This window comes from Conexibacter sp. DBS9H8 (genome assembly GCF_023330685.1).
Classification (GTDB): Bacteria; Actinomycetota; Thermoleophilia; order Solirubrobacterales; family Solirubrobacteraceae; genus Palsa-465.
Map to the genome: position 1 here is coordinate 246,527 of NZ_CP097128.1, position 22,588 is coordinate 269,114.

Below are 22,588 nucleotides of genomic sequence, written 5' to 3' on the forward strand. Positions count from 1 at the left end.
GGATCGACATCGACTCAGTGACTGACGAGGACCGTGTGACGGTGAGCGCAAGCGCCCAGGAGGCGGAGATGGAGACAGCGCCCGATTCGGGCCTGACGGTCAGTCCTTCCCTGGAGACCGCCGTCTCACTCGATGCGGTGTTCGCGCCGGTCCGGTCGCTGACGGCCTTTGAGGAGACCGTCGACCGGCTCGGCACGGCGATCAAGCTCGGCCTGCTCCCGCCCGGGACACGGCTCCCCGCCGAGCGGGAACTGTGCACCCGGCTCGGGATCGCCCGATCCACCCTGCGCCAGGCCCTCGTCGCCCTCGGCCAGTCCGGCCATCTCCACGCGACCCGCGGTCGCGGGGGAGGCACCTTCGTCGCCGACCCGCAGCCGCCGTCGGCGCCGCTCTCCAACCTCGTCATCGCCCACTGGCGCGAGACCTGTGACCGCCGACTCACCGTCGAGGTCGGCGTCGCCGTGCTCGCCGCGCGGCGAGCCGATCCGGAGGCGGTCGCCGTGCTCGAGGAACTGCTCGAGACGATCGCCGGGCTCAACGACGACTGGCGCGCCTACCGCCAGGCGGACATTCGCTTCCACGTCGGGCTCGCGGAGGCGACCCACAGCCCCGCCCTCGTGCCCGTGATGACCGAGGTCCAGGGAGCCATCACCGGGCTGATCGAGCTCATCCCCCACCCTCAGGAGATCCTCATCTCCTCCAACCAGCAGCACCGCCGACTGCTGCGGGCGGTGAAGAAGGGCGACCAGCCGGGCGCGGCCGCAGCGATGGTCGACCACCTCCAGGGCACTGAGCACATCCTCGCCGGTCTGCTGCCGCGGTTCTGATCCGGCGCGGAGTTGCCTCAGGGTTCGAGCGATCTGCGGCCCGGTCAGCGGCGCCGCGGAGCGCGTCCGCGCTTGCGCCGGCGGCGCTCCTGGGCGGACAGCTTGCGAGGTCTGGGGGGCGCCTTGGAGCCGCTGCCGCGGGGCCGCCGGCCGTCATCCTCGGTGCCGCTGTGGCCGAGGGCGCGCGCGGTGCGACGCGCGTCACGGACAACGTAGACGGAGATACCGACGATGACGATCGCCACCCCCGCGGCGATGAGCAGGGCGTCGAGGGCGCTGAAGCCCCCTGCGGAGGTGCTCGCGGTCGTTGTCACCCCGGGGGTGCTGACGGTCGGCGTGGTCGTCTGAGGCTGGGGCAACCCGACCGAGAACGGGCTTGTGCTCGCCACCCCCGGGGGCGGGCTCGCCGTCGGCGTGGAACTCGCCGGGACCGTGACGGTCGCCTTCGGGGCCGCCGCGGCGGTGGGCGCATGGGCGACCGTGGTCGTCGAGGCCGCCGCCGCGCCGGGCAGGACCATCGCTAGCGCGAGGACCGTCAGCGCCGACCCGCGCCGGCGCCTCCCCCGCCCCCCCGTCACTGCGCCCCCGCGATCGCCACTAGCGGTCCGAGGCGAGGGGACCGTCCATCGCCGGCGTGTGCTGGTCCTTGGCGTAGGGGTTCTCCGAGTCGTGAACCTCCTCGTGGTACACGCTCTCGACGTTGACCGACCAGATGTCGTGGTCGGTTCCCCGCAGGATGTTCTCGACCGCCCGCATCGCCGTCAGCATCGAGTGGTCGGAGTTGTTGTAGCGGTGGAGGCCGTTGCGCCCGACCTGGGTGAGGTTCTTGAGGTCCGAGTCGAGCCAGTTGCGGATCGTCCGGACCCGCTCGGCGTAGAGCTCGTCGTAGATCGGATAGGCCTTGTGCACCCGTTCGACAAAGCCGAACTTGACGTCGGCGGCCCGGGCGAGGTGGAGCTTCTCGATCTCCTCCGCGGCCATCGCCACGAGCTTCTCGTCCTCGGTGTTCCAGAGTTCATCGCCCTCGAAACAGAAGTACTCCATCCCGACGGAGGCGTCGGTGGAGCCCTCTGGGACCATGTACGGGCTCCAGGATTTGAAGTTCTGGATGCGCAGCACCTGGACCCCCGGCTGGTGGATGTAGATCCAGTTGTCGGGGAAGAGATCGTGGCCGCTGATCACCAGCAGCACCGTGAGGAACTCGCGGTAGCGGAGACCGCGGGCGGCGTCTCGTACCTCGACCGGCGCCTCCGGCTCGGCGATGCCGACGGTCGTGCGCAGGGGCAGAGAGGAGATCACGTGGCTCGGGGTGAGCGTCTCACCACCGGCGACGACCTCGGTGATGCGCTGATTCTCGATCTTCAGCTTGGTCACCGGGGCGTTGAGGCGGATCTCGCCGCCCTGGGAGGTGATCGCCTCGGCCATCAGCTCCCACATCTGGCCGGGTCCGTACTTGGGATAGTTGAACTCGGAGATGAGCGACTTGATCTTGTTGCCCTTGTTGCCGAAGAACGCGGCCTTGGCGGCAGCGAAGAAGGACAGGCCCTTGATCCGCTGAGCCGCCCATTCGGCGCGGATCTCGGTCGCCTTCACCCCCCACAGCTTCTCCGTGTAGGTCTTGAAGAAGTGGTTGTAGAGGCGTCGCCCGAACCGGTTGGAGACCCACTCCTCAAAGGTGTCCTCGCTGCCCTTGGGCTTGAGCATCGCCCACAGGTAGGAGAGCATGCACAGCGTCAGCTCCCACAGGCCGAGCTTGCGGATCACGTCCATTCCCTCAAGCGGATACTCGAGGAACTTGTCGTTCCAGTAGATCCGGGATTGACGCGGCCGCTTGAGGAATTCGGCGCCGACGATCTCATGCCAGAGGTCGTCGACCTCCTGGACCTTGGTGAAGAAGCGGTGGCCGCCGAGGTCGAAGCGGAACCCTTCCTTGACCGTGGTGCGGGCGATTCCGCCGAGCTGGCCGGTCGATTCGAGCACGATCACCGGCTTGCCCGCCTTGACCAGCTGGTAGGCGGCAGTCAGCCCGGCCGGACCGCCCCCGAGGACGACCACGGGCCGGTCAGAGGAGATGTCGGCTCCGCCGGGGACGGACGGAACCATCTGGGTGTCAGGCATGAAGTGTCAGACCTTCTTGTAGAGGACGGCGCTGTCGGCCACGCAGCAGGCGCCGAAGTAGTTGTGGGGGGCCCACTTTCCGGGTTCCTGCACCAGCTGCTTGTCGGAGGCGATGATCTCACCCCACTGCGCCGAGCGCAGCCTGACCAGCTCGGTCCAGGGTGCCTTCCAGTTGAGGGCACCTTCGGTCATCGGCCTGATGAACAGAACCTGCTGACCGGGTTTGAGGGCATTGAGGATAGGCGGTAGGACCTTCCACGGGTTCGCGGCGCGGTAGCGCTCGATCGCGTTGATCCAGTCCATGTAGGTCGGCTGGCGGTCGATCCCCTGCATCGTGTTGGCGAACACGAGGCTGTTATGCCCGTCCGGTAGGTAGTAGTAGGCGAGCGGTGTCTGTTCGGGCTGGCCGACGATCACGAGGTCTCCCTTGTGGAGATCGGGCCCGAGCTCCCCGGCGACGTCCTGCATGTCGGACTTGTACTGCGGCGTGAACGACGCCGGATTGGCGAGAAAGATCACCACGAGCAGCAGAGAGATCGCCCCGAGGACACCGGCTCGGGACAGCCCCATCGCTCCGAGGATGAGCAGCGGCGCGACGATCGGGGCGAAGTACCGCGGCACCCACGCCGGCGTGATCTGGGAGGCGATCCAGGCGAGCCCGAGCGTGATGATGACGAGCGAGAAGAACATCCACATGATCCGGGCCGTGGGCGTGTTGCGGCCCTTGCGGACGAACAGGTCGGCGAGACCCACCCCTCCGCAGAGGACGAGCGCCGCGGTCGCCGAATCGGCGCCGATCAGGTTCTGAGAGAGCTGAACGGGCGCGCCGAACCGCGGAGAGGAGTCCCACGGGGCGCCGGTGTGGGTGCTCTGGAAGATGAAGGTCGGCAGCCACGGCAGGAACAGCACCGCGACGGCGACATAGGCCATCAGGGCGTCCTTGACGAGCCCGGTGCGCTCCTCCGCGGGCGTCAGCCGCCACAGGATCGCGAGCGAGATGAAGCTCCCGGCACCGTAGAAGAGACCCCACGCGTGGGTGTAGAGCATCAGCGCCTGAGCGACGGCGAACAGGATCACGTACTTGCGCCGACGCTGCACGAATCCGGCGATGAACCCGATCGTCGCAAACAGCCCGAGGAACGCCATCATCGAGTACATCCGGGTTTCCTGGCTGTACTGGGTGAGGAACGCGTTGAAGGCGAACAGCACCGCGGCCATCATCGCCATCCGCTTGTTCTTGAAGATCGTCCACACGCCCCAGTAGGAGATCGGGACACAGGAGATCCCGAACACCGCCGACAGGGTGTGGGTGGCGGTCTCTCCGTCGCCGAGCATGCCCATCCACAGGTGCAGCAGCATGTAGTAGAGCGGCGGGGACCCGTCGTAGCGGAGGATCCCCGGAATCGCCGTGAGCGGGTGCGAGGCGATCCCGACCGCAAGCGCCTCATCCATCCAGAACTGGCCGTTGAGGTAACGGGTGCGCATGAACGCGGACAGCGCGGTGAGCAGGACGAGGAAGGCGGTGACCCGCAGCCACTCAGGCCAGCGCTGGAGCCATCCGGGCATCCACAGCTTGAATTCGCGGACGATCCGGGTCGGTTGTTCGGCGGGTGTGGAGGAAGTTGCGCTCATGTCTCGGGGGCGGTGGAGGTGGACGGTTGGGCCGGCGCGGCTCAGCTTGCGGTCGGGGCCTTCTGATCGTTGGGCTGAGGCGCGCAGTCCTCGAAGAAGCGGATCTCCTTGGTGGTGATGATTCTGTAGTGGGCGCCCTGGCGTTCCCAGCCGTTGATCGTCTGCCAGAGCGGGAGCAGGGCGGCACTGCCGGTATCCCGGTCCTGCAGGATGACGTTGGGCCACGGCGCGTTGCGCGGCAGGGAGATGCCGGTGCTCGTCGTCTCAGGCGGTGCCTCGATCTCGTCGATCCGCTCGCCCATGTAGTACGCGAGCATCGGCACCTGGAATCCCTCAACCATGATGTGCCCCGCACCGCAGTTCTGCAGCCCCTTGGGACCGCCGTGGATGCGGATGAGGTAGCGGACGTTCTGGCGCAGAGTTGCCTGATAGACGAGGGAGCGGTGGAACGCCGGCAGGTTGATGTAGTTGGACCCGACCCAGTTGGGGAACAATGCGAAGAACGCGGTGAGCACGGCGGTTCCGAGGGCGAGCCGCGCCGCGACCCCGAGACGCTCACGTTCGGCGGGCACCCACCGCTGGGGGAGCGTCGCGAGAACGACGGCGCAGGCGGCGAAGCAGAATCCGCCCGCGAGGTTGAGGAACGGCAGCCCGACCGTGAGGTAGCGGCTGTTGCCGGAGAAGCCCGCCTGGGTCTCCAGTGCGATCAACGCCCACCAGGCGTAGCCGAACAGGCCGGAGATGACGGCGACACCAAGGGCGCGCCGTTGCAGGGGGGTGAGCCGGATCCGCGGCTCGGGGCGGCTTCGGGTCCGCCGGAGATAGAGGGCGAGCCCGAGTCCGCCGAGGATGAGCACGGCGGCGGCGATCTTCACCCGGAAGATCGACAACGTCCATGCGGCGGTGATCTCCGAACAGAACGGGCAGGACTTCAACGCGTTGGAGTTCGGCCGGACGTGGGTGGCGCGCGTGACGCCGGAGAAGAACGATCCCCCGCCCCACTTCTGGGGGACGAACCAGAGCACGAGGCAGAGCACGGCGAGCGAGACAACGAGCGCCCGCGAGCCGGGGTCCTTCCACATCAACCACAAGCCGTAGGGACCCCAGAACGCCCAGATCTCCGGACGGTCGAGGGCCGCGACGAAGCCACAGACGAAGGCCTGGCGATAGCGGCCGTCGATGTGGCGCTCGAGGCCGATGACGAGGAACGCCGCAGCGAGGGCCTCCGAGTAGCCGAGGGCGGCGTCGGAGATCCAGCCGCTGCCGAGAGCGACGGTGAGCATCGCGATGAGCGCCGCAAGAGTCGCGGGCCCGCCCGCTCCGACGCGCTCGATCCAGCGCGCTCCGCGGAAACGGGGCGGCCGCTGCTCGGCGGTGAGCCACAGGGTGACCCGGGCGGTGAGCTTGCCGGTCATCAGCACCATGACGACGAAGCCCGCCCGGGAGATGACCACCCAGATGAACGGCTGCGCCTTGCCGAACAGCGCGAGCACGGTCGTGAACAGCACCGGCAGCGGCTTCCAGCTCGCTCCCCCCTGGGTGTGCAACGAGCCGTGAAGGATCTCCCGCCCCCAGACGAGCCAGTTCCACGGGTCATAGCTCGGGGTCCACGGCACGATCATCGTGATCGCCCCGACCACAAGCCCGATCACGATCATCACCCCGTAGACGGTCCAGTTCCCCGCTCCCAGCAGGCCGCCGACAACGCCGTCGTCGGCAGGGGCGGCGCCGCGCAGAGCCGGGCCGGGGGACGGCACGGTCACGGCAGGATGGTCGGATGTGGAGGACAGGGACACGAAAAAGCCGGCGGCCGCGTCAGCCCTTGACGCCGATGGCGACGCAGGTTTCGACCGTCTTCATGAGGGCGTCACTGCTGCGGTGGGGATAGACGAGGGCCGATCCGATCACCTCGGCCGACTCCACTTCACCCTTCATCTGGTCGCCCTCGGCGATCCCGGGAGTCGGCTCGAAGACCACGGTCGGACCGTAGGGGACGCTGTTGATCTGGAGGGAGCGCAACTGGCCCGGTCCGGTGAGGAATTCGGTGACCTTGAATCCTGCCTGGTGCAGGCAGTTGAGGTATGGCTCCCGCGGGTCGTTGACATAGCTGTGATTTCCGGGGTAACGGTCAAGATGGACCGTACCGGCCACAGGCTTGGCCTGGATTCCACAGGCGCTCACGAACAACGCCACCGCGATCAGCCCGCAGGTCACGGCGAGCTTTGCGAAGGACATATGGCTGGACAGCGTAGAGGATGGGCGCCCGGGGAGGCGTGGGAATACGGTTAGGGGACGACGAACGGTGGCCTAACCCCGCCGCCGCTACCGGTTTTCGCCGCCGGGCCCCTACGCTTGCCAGCACCGTGCTCGTCCTCAGCGTCGTCACCGGCTCACCGCTCAAGCTCGGGGTCATCCTGCTCGCTCTGCTCGCGGGCGCGGTCCTGGTCCTCCAGGGGGACCGTCGACGGGCGGGCGCGATGCTCCTGGCGCTCGTGTTCGCCCCCGCGCTGCTGCTCGGGGACATCTGGGGCTCGCCGCAGCTCGATGTCGTCCGCCGCCACCCGCTCGTAGCGGTCGCAGCAGCCCTGATCGGACTGCTCGCGGTGATCGCCGTCGCGGTGCTCCTCGCCCGCCACCGGCAGTGGATCGCTCCGCTCGCGCTGGCCGCCCTCCCCTTTCGCGTGCCGATCTCGGTGTCGGGCGCCACCTACAACCTGCTCGTCCCGCTCTACTTCGTCGTCGCCGCCGCCGCGCTGTCCTGGCTCGTGCCCATCCTGGCCCACCCGGAGCGGGCCGGCCGACGGCGGCCCGCCCACCGGTTCGAGTGGCTGCTCGCTCTGACCGTCGTCCTCTACGCGATCCAGGCGTGGTATTCGGCCCACTTCGGCACCCTCGATGGGTTCGCCGCCGCCCTGCGGAACCTCACCTTCTTCTACGTCCCCTTCGCGATGCTGGCCGCACTTCTGCGCGACCTCGACTGGGGCGAGGCGCTCGTTCGCCGCTGCCTGATCGTCCTCGGTGCCCTCGCGCTGATCTTCTCCGCCGTCGGCTTCTGGGAGGAGGCCACGGGAACCGTGCTGCTCAACCCCAAGCTCATCGCCGCCAACCAGGTGCACCCGTACTTCACCGTCAACTCGGTCTTCTTCGACCCCGACATCTTCGGTCGGTTCCTCGCGATCGTGATGATCCTCGGCGCCGCGGTGCTCATCTATCGCCGCCGTCCCGCCGAGGTCCTCACCAGCGCCGTCGTCCTCGCGATTCTCTGGGGCTGCCTCGTCCTCACGCTGTCGCGCTCGAGCCTCGGGGCGCTGCTCGTCGGGATGGCGGTGCTCGCCGCGTTCCGCTGGAACGCAACGCGCCTCGTCGTCGGAGCCTTCGCCGTCGCCCTGCTCGTCGGAGGCATCGCGCTGGCGATCACTCCGAAGACCTTCGGACTCAACCAGGGCCTCAACGGCGCGTCCAGTGGCCGCGCGAGCCTCATCTCCGGCGGAGCTCAGATGTTCGCGGCCCGTCCGCTCACCGGCTACGGCTCGGGCGCCTTCGAGGCCGAGTACGCCAAGCGTCACGGCGGCTCCTGCGGCACCGTCTGCGCCTCCCACACGATCGCCGTGACGATCGCCGCCGAGCAGGGGCTGATCGGCCTGATCCCCTACATCGCCCTGCTCGTGAGCGCGATCGTCACGCTCTTCCGCGGCGCACGGGGTGACCCCGTGCGAGTGGCGATCGCCGCCGCGCTGCTGGCGCTGCTCTTCCACACCCAGCTGTACGCCGACTTCCTCGAGGATCCGACGACGTGGGTCCTGCTCGCCGTCGGCGGCGCCCTCGCCCACCGCTGGGCGGACACGCGCGAGTCCGACCGGCGCTCCGCCCGCCAGGCCCGGCGCCAGCTCGCGCCGACGACCTGAGGGCTCCTCACGGCCCCCCAGCCCGCCGCCTCCGGTCCGCCCTCCACCCCTGCGCCACCTTCCCCCCGCCGCTGGGGCCGGCCTGTCGCGCCCGGCTCAGGCGGCGGCGCGCAACCGCCTGCGGGCGGCCGTGATCTGCCGTTCGACCGTGCGCTCGGTCGCGCCCGTCTCGAGCGAGATCTCGCGGTAGCCGAAACCGAGGCCGCGCATCCAGATGATGTGCTGCTGACGGCGCGGCAGATGGGACAGCTGCATCATGCGATCCCGCAGCTCGGCCGCCTCGGCCGGTCCGGGCACGCGTGAGGCCAGCGGGAGCGGGCGCAGCGGCCGCGGAGTGAGTTGGCGACCGCCCGCAGGTTCAGGCGGCGGGCCTCCGAAGGGGTCGCTCGGGAGCTCGACCCGCTGACGCGAGAGCAGGGTGAGCGCCTCCCGACGGGCCGTCGTCACCAGCCAGGGCAGCCGCGATTCGGCCCTGACGTGCTCCCCGTGGCGCAGGAGCGCCTCCCACGCCTGCTGGCAGGCGTCCTCCATCAGGGCATCAGGGGCCTGCAGCCGCCGCCCGAGGATTCGGCGCAGCTGCGGGGCGAGCCGGGGGTAGAGGTCGGCGATCTCATCGTGTGAGGACATAGTGGTGGGCGCTCCTGGCGGTATCGAGATCAATTAGTTGCAATCAACGCTTGCCGAAAGCGAGCCTACGACCTAGGCTGAATACATGTCAACTAGATTGTTTTGGACTAGATGGGTCTCGTGATGGTGGTTCTCGGTGTCACCGCCACCCCGGACGCTCGCGCGCTCCCCGGCAGCAACGTGCTCCAACAGCTCGTCAACGGGGCGGACGCGTGGGCGCTGTCAATCGCGCTCCTCGGGGCGTTCATCGGAGCGGCGATCTGGGCTGTGGCCTCCCACACCAACAGCCACCATTACGCGGGCCGTGGACGGATGGCCGCCCTCGTCTCCGCCGCGGCGGCACTCATCATCGGCGCCGCTCCCGGACTGGTGAACTTCTTCGCGCACCTCGGGGCGACGGCACGATGACCGGCCTGCTCGGCGCCGGGTCGATCCTCGGCACCCTTGCGGAGTGGCCGCTGCGAGAGGCGGCGGGGGTCGGCCTCGCCGCCGTCGCGGCCTGGGTGGTTGCCGGTGCCGAGGCGATGCTCGCTCAGGTCCTCACGATCATCGACCGAGCCGCGAACCCGTCCCTGTCGGCGACCTGGTTCTCCGGGCGCTACTGGGTGATCGCCGGACTCGCCCTCGTGCTCACGCTCCCGTTCCTGTTCGCCGCCGCCGTACAGGCGATCGCCCGGGCCGACCTGGCGATGCTGCTGCGCGCGGGCCTCGTCGACCTCCCACTCGCCGTGCTCGCGGTCACCCTGTGCACACCGCTGATCCAGGTCCTCCTCGCCGTGACCGACGCGCTGTGCGCCGTCGTCAGCCGGAGCGGCGGGGCCGGCGCGCTCATCAACCGGGCGGTATCGGCGCTCGCCGCGGGGCACGGCGGGTTCCTGCTGCTGATCGTCGCAGGACTGATGCTCGTCGGGGGGCTGGCGATCAGCATCGAGCTCGTCATCCGTGCCGCGGCGATCTACGTCGTCGTGCTGTTCCTTCCGCTCGGGTTTGCCGCCATGGTCTGGCCGGCCCGGCGGGTCTGGATTCGCCACATGCTCGAGGTGCTCGCTGCACTGATCCTGTCGAAGTTCGCGATGGTCGCGATCCTCTCCCTCGCCGGCGCCGCGGCGACGGCCACGGTGACCGGGCAGTCCTCTCTGACCGCCGCGCTCACCACCGGCGCACTGATGCTCCTCGCCGCGCTCTCGCCGTGGGCGCTGCTGCGGCTGCTTCCCTTCACCGAACTCGCCGCCGCACACGGGCCGCGACTGCACGGCGATCTCGAGGAAGCGGGGCAGCGGGCGCGTCACTGGGCCGGACGGGCGACCGGTGGTCCGGCCGGCCCGTCTCCGCTCGAGTCAGCCGCGGTGACCTTCGACACCCTCAGCAGCCTGCTCGGCCCGCGCGACCGCGGCGGGGCTGACTCCAGAACGGCATCGGAAGCGATGCGGAGCACCGGCGCAGCGGCGCTGCTGCCGGGGACCGATCCTGAGAAGGGAGGCGGCTCAGGCGCCGGACGAGGTCCGGGACAGGGTGGACCACCGCACAGCGGCGGCCTCGGGCCAGACAGCGGCGGCCTCGGGCCAGACAGCGGCGGCCTCGGGCCAGACAGCGGCGGCCTCGGGCCAGACAGCGGCGGCCCGTGGCTCGGCGACGGTGACGGCGGGACGCTCGCACCGCAGGGATCCGCCCCCGCTCGCCCGGGGGCCGCCGCCGGCCCGCCACTCGGCACGCCGGCGACCCCCGGCGCGAACGGGTTACCCGGCTCTGGTGCCGAGCCGAGCGGGGACCGGGGAGACTGGCTTGACCGCCTGTTCTCCCAGGAAACCGCGGGCGCGAGGCTCGATCTCACTGGCGCAACCGACGGGTGGTGGACCGAGCTCCCGGCCGAACCGCGCGACCGGGGCGCCATGACAGGCCCAGACGGAGCGCCAGAGTGAGCCACACGCCACTGACCTTCCGTTTCGGCCCGCTTGAGCGCCGAGGCCTGCTCGGCCCCCTCGACGGCCCTCAGCTGGCGGTCCTCGCCGCCGCGGCGGTCGCGCTCGTCATCCTGCTCGATCTCAGTCCCCGGCCTGGAACCGCGCTCGCCGGCGTCAGCCTGATCGCGCTCATCACGGGCGCCGCGTTCGCTCCAGCCGGGGGCCGCCGGGCGATCCAGTGGCTTCCCACCGCGGCCGGCTTCCTCGGCCGCGGCGCCCGTGGCCGGCGCCGGTTCCGGTCCCGGGCCCCGCTCGCCGGCCATCGGGCCACCCCGTCGGTGTCCGGCGACCCGACTCCGGTCAGTCCGGTCCTCGGCGGAATCACGGTGGAGGCGCTCGCCCACCCGTCCGGAACGCTCGGGCTCATCCGCGACCGCTCAGACCGTCGGATCAGCACGGTCCTCGCGTGTGAGGTCCCGGCCCTCACCCTCCTCGATCCCGCCGACCAGGAGCGGCGCCTGACGCAGTGGGGGGTCCTGCTCAGCACGCTCGCGAGCGGACCGGTGCGCCGGCTGCAGTGGCTCGAGCGGACCGGTCCCGCCGACGGTGACGCGCTCGCTCGCTGGCTCCAGCGCGAACGCGACCCCGAGCTCGGCGTTCACGGGTCCGCGGTGATGGAGTCCTACCTCGAGCTGATCAGCGCGAGCGCCCCGGTGATCCAGTCCCACGAGCTGCTGCTCACCCTTCAGCTCGATCTCCGCCGGGTACGCGGCGGCCCGGCCGGCGTGCGGATCGCCGCGATCGAGCAGACCGAGCGGGTCGCCGGCGTCCTCGCCGGCGGCGAGGTCACCGTGCTGGGCGCACTCGGGCCGCGTCAGGTCGAACGCGCGCTGCACACCGGTTTTGATCCCTACCTCGAATGTCAGCCCGGGCACGGCACCCCCGGGGTGCCGAACTCGCGCACGGAAACGGGTCGCGGTGCCCCGCCGACGCCGATGGCCCTCGATGAACACTGGGATCACCTGCGCTGCGACGGGGCGCTGCATGCGACGTTCTGGATCGCCGGCTGGCCGCGGGTCGAGGTTCCCGCCCTGTTTCTCAGTGGCCTGCTCCACCGGGCCGGGACCGCGCGCGCCGTCGCGGTGACCTTTGAGCCGGTCGCGGCGGCCCGCTCGACCCGGGAGGTCGAGGCGGCGGTGACCCGTGATCGTGCCGACCGCGCGCTCCGCCAGCGCTTCGGGCAGTCAGAGACCGCTCGGCACCGCCAGTCCCAGGAAGCGGCCCTCCGGCGTGAGGCCGAGCTCGCGGCCGGCCACGGTGAGGTGCGCTTCAGCGGGTTCATCACCGTCAGCGGGCGCGACGAGGGGGAGCTGCGTCGCGGGTGTGCCGAGACGATCCAGCAGGCGGCCGCCGCTCGCCTCGAGCTGCGGCGTCTCTACGGGCAGCAGGCGGAGGCCTTCACCTTCACCCTGCCCCTCGCCCGGGGGCTGAGATGACCTCCCGCCTGCCGGCCCATCGATCGACGACCCGTCATGCCCAGGCGATCTATCCGGGCGGGGGCGGTGGGGGAGGCGGCTACGGCGGCCGCGGGGTGTTCATCGGACGCCAGTCGACCGGCGGGGCCTTCTGCTTTGACCCGTGGTCCCTGTATGCCGAGGGGGCCCTCGACGACCCGAACATGATCGTGCTCGGAACCCTCGGGCAGGGCAAGAGCGCGCTCGTCAAGACGCTCGTGTGGCGGATGCTCCTGTTCGGCCGCCGCGCCTTCATCCTCGACGTCAAGCGCGAGTACGGGCCGCTGTGTGCCGCCGCCGGCGTCACGCCGGTGTCACTGGCCCCCGGGGCGGGTGTGCGCCTCAACCCGCTCACCAGCACACCGGACACCGCCGGGCGCGTCGAGCTGCTGCGCGCGATCACGGCGACGGCGATCGGCGACCGTCTCACCCAGGCCGAGGCGGCGGTGCTGCGGGAGGCGCTGCGCCGGGTTTGCGACGTCGAGACAGAGCCGACCCTGCCTCAGATCGCCGGGCTGTTGCTCGCCCCGACCGGTGACCTCGCGGCGATCCTGCAGACGGACGTGGCGACGCTCACCGGTGACGCCCGGCGGGCTGGCCTGGCCCTGCAGGATCTCTGCGAGGGCCCCCTTGCGGGTATCTTCGACGGCCCCACGAGCTCCGGACTCGACCTCGACGCGCGGCTCGTGGTCGTCGACCTGCACGCGGTCCGCGACTCGCCGGCGGTCGGGATCCTGATGACCTGCGCGACCGCCTGGATGAGCGCGCTGCTCGCCCGTCTGTCGGTGCGTCCCGGACCGGACCGGCTCATCAACGTCGCCGACGAGTCCTGGAAGATCGTCCAACACGCCGGCCTTGGCGAGTGGTTTCAGGCGAACTTCAAGCTCGCCCGGCAGTTCGGCGTGATGAACGTGATCGTCCTGCACAAGCTCGCCGACCTCCGCGCCGCCGGATCCGAGGGATCCCGGGCTGCCCGGATCGCGGAGGGGCTGATCGCCGACGCCTCCACCCGTGTCATCTACCACCAGGACCCGAGCCAGGCCGAGCTGACGCGCTCGCTCCTCGGCCTGTCGGGGACCGAGGCCCGCCTTCTCACATTGCTGCGCCGCGGCCAGGCCCTCTGGCGGGTCGGTTCGGGTTCCCACGTCGTCGAGCACTACCGTTCCCGCCTCGAGGCCCGCTTCACCGACACCGATTCCGGGATGGGCGTGGAGAGTCACGCGCCCGAGCCGCCACGGCCGGGCGCGCCAGGATCGGAGGAGCGCCGGTGAGCCTCCCGCTCCTCCTGATCGCCGCGGCGCTCGCCGCCGTGGCGTGGCGCACCGATCCCGTGCGACCACGCCGGGCCGACTCCGCGCGCTGGGCCACGGGAGCGGAGTTGGCTCCGCTGCGCACCCGTGCTCGCGCCCGCGCCGCGGGGCGACTCGGTCTCGGACGCCACCACGGTCGTACCCTCCGCGCCGAAGCCCGCCACGCGCTGATCGCCTTCGGCCCGCCCCAGTCGGGCAAGTCAGCCGGCCTGGCGATCCCGGCCCTGCTGGAGTGGGAGGGGCCCGCGCTCGCCTCATCGATCAAGACGGACCTGTGGACGGCCACCCACACCCGCCGGTCGGCGCTCGCCAGCGGATGCGCAGGCCACCCCGGACGCGTGTTCGTCTTCGATCCGTTCGCCCTCTCCGGGGTGCATTCCCACACGTGGTCGCCGTTGCGGACGGCGGACCGCTGGGAGGGCGCCCTGGAGGTCGCCTGGCGCCTGGCGGCGGCCGGCGAGCTCGATCAGCGCGGGACCGAGGGTGGAGAGTTCTGGGCCGTCGCCGCCGAGCAGCGTCTCGCGCCGCTGCTGTTCTGTGCCGCGGCCGGCGGTCTCGGAATTGAGGACGTGCTGAGCTGGGCCTACGGCCAGGGGGCGCGTGACCTCGAGCGGATCCTCGAACGGCTCGCCGGCGAGGGGCATGACCCGGCGTGCCGAGCGGACGCCCGCGAGGCCTACGAGGCCGTCCGTGGCTTCCAGGCCCAGGCGGACCGAACCCGCACCTCGATCGAGGCGACCGTGCAGGCGCTGCTACGCGCCTACCGCTTCCCGCGGGTCGCCCGTTCAGCTGCCGGCAGCGAGATCACTCCCGAACGGCTGCTCGAGGGAGCCTCGACGCTCTATCTGATCGGCGACCCGAAGGCGTCCAAGTTGCTGCGGCCGATCTTCACCGCCCTCGTCGCCGAGGTCGTCGACGCCGCCTACGCACGCGCGAATGCGCACGGGGGCCGACTGCCCCTCCCGCTGCTGCTCTGCCTCGACGAGGCCGGGAACGTCGCCCCGATCCCGAACCTCGCCGAGGTCGCCTCGACCGCCCCGTCACACAACATCCAGCTCGTCTCGATCTTTCACGACCTCCAGCAGGCCCGAGCCCGATACGGCGGCCAGGCGGAGACGGTCGTCAACAGTCACCGCGCCCGGATGCTGCTGCCGGGGGTGGCGGACATGGAGACGTTGCGCTACTTCTCCGCGCTCGTCGGTGACACTGACGTGCCGGAGACGACGCGCAGCCGCGGGCGTGAGGGCGTGAGCACGAGCATGGGTCGCCGCCGCGTCCCGCTGCTGGCCGCCGACGCGCTGCGCCGTCTCAGAGAGGGGGAGGCGCTGCTCCTCTACGGGCGACTCGCGCCCGTGCGTCTCCGGCTGCGCCGCTACTACGCCGACCGTCGTCTGCGGCGGCTCGCCGCCACCGGGGACCGACACCACCCGACCGAAGGAGACGACCATGCCGTTTCCGCTTGACCCCGTCAGCCCCGAGGACGTTGCCGACCACGGAGGCAGCGGTCTGGACGCTGTCCACCTCAGAGCCAGCGGCTGCGCAGCGAGCGAGTGCGACCGCACCGATGGCGATGACCTCGAGGACGTCGATCCCGAGCCGTCGTCGTCCCGGCGCCTGCTCTCCTGGCGCCAGTGCGCCCGGCCGAGTGAGCGCCGGGCGTGGTGGGAGCAGTTGTGGACTGATGTCTGTGACCTGCGTCGCCGCTACGGCCTCGCGGTTCGGTCACGGTGGTGGGAGGATGAGATCCAGGTCGAGGCTCTCGCCGCCTTCTCGGTCTGGGTCGCCCTCTATGACAGCGGCGAGTGGGAGGACCCGCCCGGCAAGCTGTCGCTCATCTTCGAGCTCGAGCGGCTCGACCCGCTGCTGCGCGACGGACACGACCCGTTCGTACCCGACCGTGACCGCAGCGTCTTCGAGGTCCACGTCACCGGGCTCACCGGCGGGCCGACCACCTCAATGTCGAGGCACGCGAGCGGGCCGAGCGGCCACCCCTGACATGATCGACTCATGGCCCTCAGCGAGCGACACACCCACGCGTCACATCCGCACCACCAACCGGCCCCGGTCCACCAGACCCAGCCGGGCACCCTCCTGCCCAGTCACGCCCTCGGTGACCACGGGGTGGGCGAGACGACCGCTTATGAGCTGATCTCCAGCGACCTGCTCCTCGACGGCCAGGCGCGACTCAACCTCGCGACGTTCGTGACGACGTGGATGCCGTCGCTGGCCGCGCGGTTGATGGGCGAGACGGCCGACAAGAACATGATCGACAAGGACGAGTACCCGCAGACCGCGCGGATCGAGTCCCGCTGCGTCAACATCCTCGCCGACCTCTGGCACGCCCCCACCTCCGAACAGGCGACCGGCTGCTCGACGACCGGTTCCTCGGAAGCGGCGATGCTCGCCGGGATGGCGATGAAGTGGCGCTGGCGGGCCGCCCGCCGCGCCGCCGGCCAGCCGACGGACCGGCCCAACCTCGTGACCGGAGCCAACGTCCAGGTGTGCTGGGAGAAGTTCATGCGCTACTGGGACGTCGAGCCGCGGCTTGTGCCGATGGAGGGGGACCGCTACCACCTCACCGCCGAGGAGATCGCCTCCCGGGTGGACGAGAACACGATCGGCGTCGTCACCGTGCTCGGTTCAACCTTCGACGGCAGCTACGAACCGGTCAAGGCGATCGCCGCCGAACTGGACCGGATCGAGACCGAGCGCGGGCTCGACATCCCCCTTCACGTCGACGCCGCCTCCGGCGGATTCGTCGCGCCGTTCATCCAGCCCGAGCTCGAATGGGACTTCCAACTGCCGCGGGTCTGTTCGATCAACGCCTCCGGGCACAAGTACGGGCTCGTCTACCCGGGTGTCGGCTGGGTCGTCTGGCGGGACAAGTCGGCGCTCCCGGAGGAGCTGATCTTCGACGTCAACTACCTCGGTGGCCACATGCCGACCTTCGCGCTCAACTTCTCGCGCCCCGGATCAGAAGTGATCGCCCAGTACTTCATGTTCACGTCCCTCGGCCGTGAGGGGTACCGGCGGGTGATCCAGAGCACCCATGACGTCGCCACGTACCTCAGCTCGGAGATCGAGAAGATCGGCCCCTACCGACTGATCTCACGGGGGGACGAGCTGCCGGTGTTCGCCTTCACCCTCGCCGACGGGGTCGACAAGTACACGGTCTTCGACGTCTCCGCCCGGATGCGCGAACGTGGCTGGCTGATCCCGGCCTACTCCTTCCCGGAGAACCGGGAGGATCTCAGCGTGCTGCGGATCGTCGTCCGGGCCGGCATGAACTTCGACCTCGCCGAACAGCTGATCGAGCACCTCCGCGCCGAGACCGCCGACCTCGAATCGCTCAGCCACCCCCTTCCCGTCTCCCAGAGCGGACCCAAGCAGGCCTTCGCGCACTGACTTGCCGACCCGATCCCCGTGGCACGCTGAGCGGCGCCAGCAACTACATTCCCGCACACAGGGCAACGGGAGGCGATGAGCACATCAGAGTGGATCCGGCTGGCGACGATCCCGTTCTTCACGGGAGCGATCGGCTGGTTGATCAACTGGACGGGCTTGATCATGCTGTTCCAGCCGGTGAAGCTCTACGGCGTGAGGATCCCCGGCCTCCGGGATGTCGCCACCCTGCTGCCGCGCAAGCTGCAGGAGATCCCCGGCTGGATGGAGGGGAGGCTCGGCTGGCAGGGGATCGTGCCCGCGCGGGCGGCGAAGATGGGGTCGATCGCCGTCGACAAGGCGATCGCCAAGCTCGGAACCCCTGCCGAGTTCTACCAGCAGCTCGAGCCCGATGAGATCGCCAGGAAGATCGTCGAGATGTTCGGCCCGGAGGTCCCCCGAATCGTCGATGAGAGCATGTGGCGGGAGCAACCGGGGCTGTGGGGCGCGGTGCCGCCACGGGCCAAGCAGGCCGTGTATGACCGTGTCACCGCCCAGCTGCCGGTGATCGTCAAGCAGATCACCGACGAGATCGGCGAGCACATCGACCTGCTGCTGGACCCGAAGCTGATGGTGATCGATCACTTCTCGGCCAACCCGGCGCTCGTCAACCGGATCTTCCAGGACGTCGGCCAGCGCGAGCTGCGGCTGATGGTCAATTTCGGGTTCCTGTTCGGGTTCCTGTTCGGCATCCCGGTCGCCGCGATCATCCACTTCTTCCCGGACTGGTGGCTGCTGCCGATCCTCGGGGTGATCGTCGGGTGGATCACCAACCTGCTCGGGATGTTCGTGATCTTCGAGCCCGTGAACCCCCGCTACGTGTTCGGGATCAAGATCCAGGGCCTGTTTCTGCGGCGCCAGAACCAGGTCGCCGACGTGTACGCACAGATCATCGCCGACGATGTGGTCACGCTGGAGAACATCGGCAACTTCCTGCTCACCGGCCCGCGGGCGGACCGTACCCGTCAGATGCTCGAGTCGGCGATGGGCCCGGCGATCGACCTGGCCGCCGGCCCGGCCCGGGCCGCCGTCCGCGTCGCGGTCGGAACCCGCGAGTACGACAGCATCCGCAGCTCGGTCGCCCAGCAGTCGGTCGCCTACACGATGACCCCGTTTCTGGATCCGGAGTTCAGCCGCGAGCAGAGCGACCGGATCCGGACGCTGATCGCCGCCCGCACGCGGGAGATGGCGCCCAGGGACTTCGTTGAGATGCTGCGGGCGGCGATCAAGGAGGATGAGTGGATGCTCTACCTCCACGGCGCGCTGATGGGCCTCGCAGGCGGCTTCATCCACCTGCTCATCTTCGGCGCCTGATGGGACTGTTCTCCCCCGAGCCCACGCCGGCCGACACGACCGACGTGCTCGAACCGGACGCGATCCTCGATTCCCCGGCCGAGGAGGACCCGACGGCGGGCAGCCTCGCCCGCGCAGCGGTGACGGTGATCGGCCACACCGGGAGCTGGGCGGCGGGCGCGTACCTGCGGGCGGGCCGTCGTGTGATCGGCGTCGTCATCGCCCCCGCCTCGAGCGTCGAGCTCGTCCGTGACCTCGCCACCGAGACATCCCGTGCCCTGCAGACGGTGGCGGAGGCGACCGAGCTCGACCGCCGCCTCGATGAGGCTGGACCGGCGGGCGCGCTGCTCAAACGGATCGGCGCGGTCACCGGCGCCCTGCTGCCTGTCCCAGCCCGACAGGTCACCCGCACGACGGGTGCCCTCTCCCCCGCTCCCGCTCACCCCAACGGGCGGCCGCTGAGTCTGCGCGAGCAGGGTGAGGAGCTGCTACGCCGGTCCCGTGACGTCCGCGACGCCTACGACGCCCACCCCGCTTATGCGCGGATCCTCTCCGAGCTCGCCCCGGATGAGGCCCGGATCCTCCAGCTGATGCTCGTCGACGGACCTCAGCCGACCGTTGATGTCCGCACCGGGGGGCCGCTCGGGCTGATCAACTCGCGCCTGATCGCCCCCGGACTGTCGATGATCGGCGCGCGCGCCGGGTGCCGCTACGGCGACCGGGTCCCCTCCTACCTCAACAACCTGTTCCGGCTCGGCCTGATCTGGTTCAGCCATGAGACGCTGCGCGACCATCAGCGCTACCAGGTGCTCGAGGCCCAGCCGGACGTGCTGGAGGCGATCCACTCGGTGAGCGCCGCCAAGGTCGTCCGCCGCTCCGTGCACCTCACCCCCTTCGGCGAGGACTTCTGCCGCGTCTGTCTCGCCGACGACGTCAAGGACCTCACCGGGCTGCCCGAGCACTCCGCCCCGAAGGAACTCGACAAGCAGGCCCAGCCTCCGACCGAGCGGGTCGAGGGCTGACGCCTCGGCTACAACCGCGCCGCCAGCTCACGCCCCGCCGCCTCCAGTGCCTCGATGGTTCCCGCCTCGAGGATCACCTGCAGGTCGAGGATCCGCTGGTCGAAACGGTCCAGGAGGCAGCGTCCGACGATCGCGTGGCAGGGCACCCCGGCCTGGCGGGCCCGGGTCGCGATCTCCCCGCACACCTTGCCCGCCAGGCTCTGGCGGTCAAGCCGTCCTTCGCCGACGACGACAGCGCGGGCGGCCCGCATCCGCACATCAAAGCCGACGGTCTCCAGAACGAACCGCGCCCCGCCGCGCAGCTCGGCACCCAACTGGGCCCACAGCCCGCCGGCGAGCCCGCCCGCCGCGCCGGTCATCGCCACCCCGCGGGGGTCCCGCGGCCAGGCCCCGGCGAGCCGGTCAAGCCGGGTGGTGAGCGCGGCCACCTGCTCGGCGCTCGCCCCCTTCTGGGGCCCGTAGACGGCGGCCGCCCGCTCAAAGACGGTGCCGACATCACAGAGCACGACAACGCGAACCGTCCCGATCCCCCCGGCCGCGGCGATCACCTCCAGCGCGCCGGCACCGCCGTCGGTGGTCGCGCTCCCGCCGGCGGCGACGCACACCGTCTGCGCTCCGGCCGCGCAGGCGGCGAGGATCAGCTCGCCGGTACCGGCGCTCGATGCCGCCACCGCGTCCCGCTCCTCAGGCCCGACGAGCCCGAGCCCGCTTGCGGCGGCCATCTCGATCAGCGCGACCCCGTCCCCGAGCCCGTACAGCGCGCGGACGGGCCGCCCGAGCGGGTCACTGACGGTCACCTCGACCGGGTCGAGGCCGAGCGGACCGCCGACGGCGGCGAGGGTGCCCTCGCCGCCGTCGGCCACCGGACACAGCGACACCGGCCGCCCCGCCGCGCTCAGGCCGGCGCCGATCGCGGCGGCGACCTGGGTCGCGCTCAGCGTCCCCTTGAAGCTGTCGGGGGCGACGAGCACGTCGGTGGGAATTCCCCTGCGCGCCATTTCCCGCCATCCTGTCAGCGCATGGCCTCCGAGTACACGACGATCGCCGTCGCCGGACGGGAGGTGCGGCTCTCCAACCCGTCCAAGGTGTTCTTTCCCGACCGCGGAACTACCAAGCTCGCCCTCGTCGAGTACTACCTCAGCGTTGCCGACGCCGCCCTGGGTCACCTGCGGGACCGGCCGACGACGCTGAAGCGCTACGTCGACGGCGCGGGAGGCCCGCCGTTCTTTCAGAAGCACATCCCCGACAGCGCCCCGGACTGGCTGGAGACGGTGACGGTGCGCTTCCCGAGCGGCCGGCCGGGACGGCTGCTCGTCCCCGCCGACGCCGCCCACCTCGTCTGGGGGGTCAACCTCGGGGTGATCGACTGGAACCCGTGGCCGGCGACGGTGGCCGCCCTGGGGACACCCGACGAGCTGCGGATCGACCTCGACCCCCACGACGGAGCCGACTTCGCCGCCGTGCGCGCGACCGCCCTGCTCATCGGCGACCTCCTCAGCGAGCACGGTCTCACCGGCTTCCCCAAGACGAGTGGCTCCCGGGGTATCCACATCACCGTCCCGATCCTCCCCGAGCAGGACGCGGTCGGGGTCCGGCGCGCCGCGGTCGCCCTCGCCCGAGAGGCCCAGCGCCGCGCCCCGGACCTCGCCACGGCCGCCTGGTGGAAGGAGGAGCGGGGCGCCCGGGTGTTCGTCGACTACAACCAGAACGCCCCGGACCGGACGGTCGCCTCCGCCTACAGCGTCCGCCCGACCGCCGACGCCCGTGTCTCCACCCCGGTGCACTGGGCGGAGGTGCCCGACCTTGACCCGGCCGCCTTCACGATCGACACGGTGCCCGAGCGGGTCGCCGCCCACGGCGACCCGTCCGCGGACCGGCGCAGCGCCGCGGGCTCCCTCGCCAGGCTGCTCGCGCTCGCCCAGCACGACGAGGCGGCCGGCCTCCCCGACGCCCCGTGGCCGCCGAACTTCCCCAAGATGCCCGGCGAGGCTCCGCGCGTCGCACCGAGCCGGGCCCGTCAGTCCAGCTGACTGAGCCGGCACTCGGCCGGGGCCTTGTCCTGGCGCCAGGCGACGAGTTTGGTGCCGTGGCGGATCCGCCCGCCGGAAACCTGGTCGTAGCGGACCTCGACGACGAGCTCGGGTCGCAGGCCGACCCACTCGAGTTCGCGCTCGCTCGCCCACCGGCTCGGGTCGGCGCTGCCGCGCTCCCCGGAGGCGTAGGGGGCCAGGCGGCGGGCCAGGTCCGCCTTCTCCGCCGGGCGGATCCCGCTGCAGTGCCCGACGACCTGCAGCGCTCCGCCCTCGTCATAGAGACCGAGGATGAGTGAGCCGACCGTCCCCGGCTCGACCCCGTGCCGGTAGCCGACCACGACGCAGTCGATCGTTCGGACCCGCTTGACCTTGATCATCGCCGTCCGCTTCCCCGGCGCATAGGCGGCGTCGGCGAGCTTGGCGACGACGCCCTCTCCCCCCGCCAGCCATGGCTCCGCGGCGGCGGGATCGACACTCAGCGGGGTCAGGCTGACCCCGGTCGCTGGTTGGGGGCCCAAGCCCCTGACCAGCGCCTCCAACGCCTCCCGCCGCTCGACGAACGGGCGCTCCAGCCATACCGTGTCCCCCTCGGCGAGCAGGTCAAAGGCGATGAACCGGGCCGGCGTCGTCGCCGCGAGTGCGGCAACCCGGGAGGCGGCGGGGTGGAGGCGGTTCTGCAGGGCGCCGAAGTCCTCGTGCCCGTCGGCGGCGTCGATGACGATCTCCCCGTCGATCACGTACCGACCGGAGGCGAACGCCAGCTCGGGGAAGTAGCGGTGAAGCGGCTTGAGCCCGCGGGACTGGAGGTAGACCGCGGCGCCGTCGATGAAGGCGAGGGCGCGGAAGCCGTCGTACTTGGGCTCATAACGCCACTCGGGCCCGCGCGGCAGCTCCGGTTTGCCGCGGGCGAGGGCGGGCGCGATCGGGGGTGACAGGGGAAGGGGCACCGGCGGAGGGAGCCTAGC

Annotated in this window: 20 protein-coding genes; 12 read left to right on the top strand and 8 right to left on the bottom strand. The window is 70.7% G+C overall.

The window, feature by feature from the left end:
• Window positions 1-41: 41 nt before the first annotated feature.
• On the top strand, window positions 42-827 hold the full coding sequence (locus tag M3M55_RS01165) for a FadR/GntR family transcriptional regulator (protein ID WP_249010993.1): 786 nt from the start codon (window positions 42-44) through the stop codon (window positions 825-827).
• Window positions 828-871: 44 nt separating this feature from the next.
• Here M3M55_RS01165 and M3M55_RS01170 read toward each other — a convergent pair whose 3' ends face one another.
• From M3M55_RS01170 to M3M55_RS01190, 5 genes are all read right to left on the bottom strand, one after another.
• The gene (locus tag M3M55_RS01170; protein ID WP_249010994.1) at window positions 872-1,345 is read right to left on the bottom strand and encodes a hypothetical protein; all 474 of its coding nucleotides are present in this window, start codon (window positions 1,343-1,345) and stop codon (window positions 872-874) included.
• 79 nt (window positions 1,346-1,424) lie between these two features.
• Entirely contained in the window at window positions 1,425-2,945 is a 1,521-nt protein-coding gene (locus M3M55_RS01175; RefSeq protein WP_249010995.1) for an NAD(P)/FAD-dependent oxidoreductase, read from the bottom strand.
• A 6-nt stretch (window positions 2,946-2,951) separates the two neighbouring features.
• Entirely contained in the window at window positions 2,952-4,577 is a 1,626-nt protein-coding gene (locus tag M3M55_RS01180; protein ID WP_249010996.1) for a glycosyltransferase family 39 protein, read from the bottom strand.
• A 41-nt stretch (window positions 4,578-4,618) separates the two neighbouring features.
• Window positions 4,619-6,340: a hypothetical protein gene (locus M3M55_RS01185; RefSeq protein WP_249010997.1), complete on the bottom strand. Its 1,722-nt coding sequence runs from the start codon at window positions 6,338-6,340 to the stop codon at window positions 4,619-4,621.
• Window positions 6,341-6,392: 52 nt separating this feature from the next.
• Entirely contained in the window at window positions 6,393-6,812 is a 420-nt protein-coding gene (locus M3M55_RS01190; protein WP_249010998.1) for a hypothetical protein, read from the bottom strand.
• Window positions 6,813-6,940: 128 nt separating this feature from the next.
• On the opposite strand from M3M55_RS01190, the gene M3M55_RS01195 reads away from it, so the two are divergent.
• The gene (locus M3M55_RS01195; protein ID WP_249010999.1) at window positions 6,941-8,482 is read left to right on the top strand and encodes an O-antigen ligase family protein; all 1,542 of its coding nucleotides are present in this window, start codon (window positions 6,941-6,943) and stop codon (window positions 8,480-8,482) included.
• Window positions 8,483-8,578: 96 nt separating this feature from the next.
• On the opposite strand, the gene M3M55_RS01200 is transcribed toward M3M55_RS01195, so the two are convergent.
• Window positions 8,579-9,109 (bottom strand): sigma-70 family RNA polymerase sigma factor, encoded by a 531-nt coding sequence (locus M3M55_RS01200; protein ID WP_249011000.1) that lies wholly within the window; start codon window positions 9,107-9,109, stop codon window positions 8,579-8,581.
• Between the two features lie 123 nt (window positions 9,110-9,232).
• On the opposite strand from M3M55_RS01200, the gene M3M55_RS01205 reads away from it, so the two are divergent.
• The 9 genes from M3M55_RS01205 (at window position 9,233) to M3M55_RS01245 (ending at window position 19,590) form a co-directional block, all read left to right on the top strand.
• Window positions 9,233-9,517 carry a DUF6112 family protein gene (locus tag M3M55_RS01205; protein ID WP_249011001.1) on the top strand — a complete coding sequence of 95 codons (285 nt, stop codon included), beginning with the start codon at window positions 9,233-9,235 and terminating at the stop codon, window positions 9,515-9,517.
• A complete protein-coding gene (locus tag M3M55_RS01210; protein WP_249011002.1) occupies window positions 9,514-11,028 on the top strand; it encodes a hypothetical protein in 1,515 nt (504 codons plus the stop codon). The genes M3M55_RS01205 and M3M55_RS01210 overlap by 4 nt, the downstream gene beginning before the upstream one ends.
• Entirely contained in the window at window positions 11,025-12,506 is a 1,482-nt protein-coding gene (locus M3M55_RS01215; protein WP_249011003.1) for an SCO6880 family protein, read from the top strand. The genes M3M55_RS01210 and M3M55_RS01215 overlap by 4 nt, the downstream gene beginning before the upstream one ends.
• Window positions 12,503-13,795: an ATP-binding protein gene (locus tag M3M55_RS01220; RefSeq protein ID WP_249011004.1), complete on the top strand. Its 1,293-nt coding sequence runs from the start codon at window positions 12,503-12,505 to the stop codon at window positions 13,793-13,795. The genes M3M55_RS01215 and M3M55_RS01220 overlap by 4 nt, the downstream gene beginning before the upstream one ends.
• Window positions 13,792-15,297 carry a type IV secretory system conjugative DNA transfer family protein gene (locus M3M55_RS01225; protein WP_249011005.1) on the top strand — a complete coding sequence of 502 codons (1,506 nt, stop codon included), beginning with the start codon at window positions 13,792-13,794 and terminating at the stop codon, window positions 15,295-15,297. The genes M3M55_RS01220 and M3M55_RS01225 overlap by 4 nt, the downstream gene beginning before the upstream one ends.
• Complete coding sequence (locus M3M55_RS01230) at window positions 15,281-15,829, top strand: hypothetical protein (protein WP_249011006.1); 549 nt, start codon at window positions 15,281-15,283, stop codon at window positions 15,827-15,829. Before M3M55_RS01225 ends, M3M55_RS01230 begins: the two co-directional genes overlap by 17 nt.
• Window positions 15,830-15,841: 12 nt before the next feature.
• Window positions 15,842-17,239 (top strand): glutamate decarboxylase, encoded by a 1,398-nt coding sequence (locus M3M55_RS01235; RefSeq protein WP_249011007.1) that lies wholly within the window; start codon window positions 15,842-15,844, stop codon window positions 17,237-17,239.
• 75 nt (window positions 17,240-17,314) lie between these two features.
• Window positions 17,315-18,589 (top strand): DUF445 domain-containing protein, encoded by a 1,275-nt coding sequence (locus M3M55_RS01240; protein ID WP_249011008.1) that lies wholly within the window; start codon window positions 17,315-17,317, stop codon window positions 18,587-18,589.
• Complete coding sequence (locus M3M55_RS01245; protein ID WP_249011009.1) at window positions 18,589-19,590, top strand: Abi-alpha family protein; 1,002 nt, start codon at window positions 18,589-18,591, stop codon at window positions 19,588-19,590. Before M3M55_RS01240 ends, M3M55_RS01245 begins: the two co-directional genes overlap by 1 nt.
• An 8-nt stretch (window positions 19,591-19,598) precedes the next feature.
• Here M3M55_RS01245 and M3M55_RS01250 read toward each other — a convergent pair whose 3' ends face one another.
• A complete protein-coding gene (locus M3M55_RS01250) occupies window positions 19,599-20,588 on the bottom strand; it encodes a glycerate kinase (protein ID WP_249011010.1) in 990 nt (329 codons plus the stop codon).
• Window positions 20,589-20,609: 21 nt separating this feature from the next.
• Here M3M55_RS01250 and ligD point away from each other — a divergent pair, with 21 nt between their 5' ends.
• Complete coding sequence (gene ligD, locus M3M55_RS01255) at window positions 20,610-21,620, top strand: non-homologous end-joining DNA ligase (RefSeq protein WP_249011011.1); 1,011 nt, start codon at window positions 20,610-20,612, stop codon at window positions 21,618-21,620.
• Here the strand turns inward: ligD and M3M55_RS01260 are convergent.
• Window positions 21,608-22,570, bottom strand: a complete 963-nt coding sequence (locus M3M55_RS01260) for an ATP-dependent DNA ligase (RefSeq protein ID WP_249011012.1) — start codon at window positions 22,568-22,570, stop codon at window positions 21,608-21,610. The two genes, ligD and M3M55_RS01260, sit on opposite strands and share 13 nt — an antisense overlap.
• Window positions 22,571-22,588 lie beyond the last annotated feature (18 nt).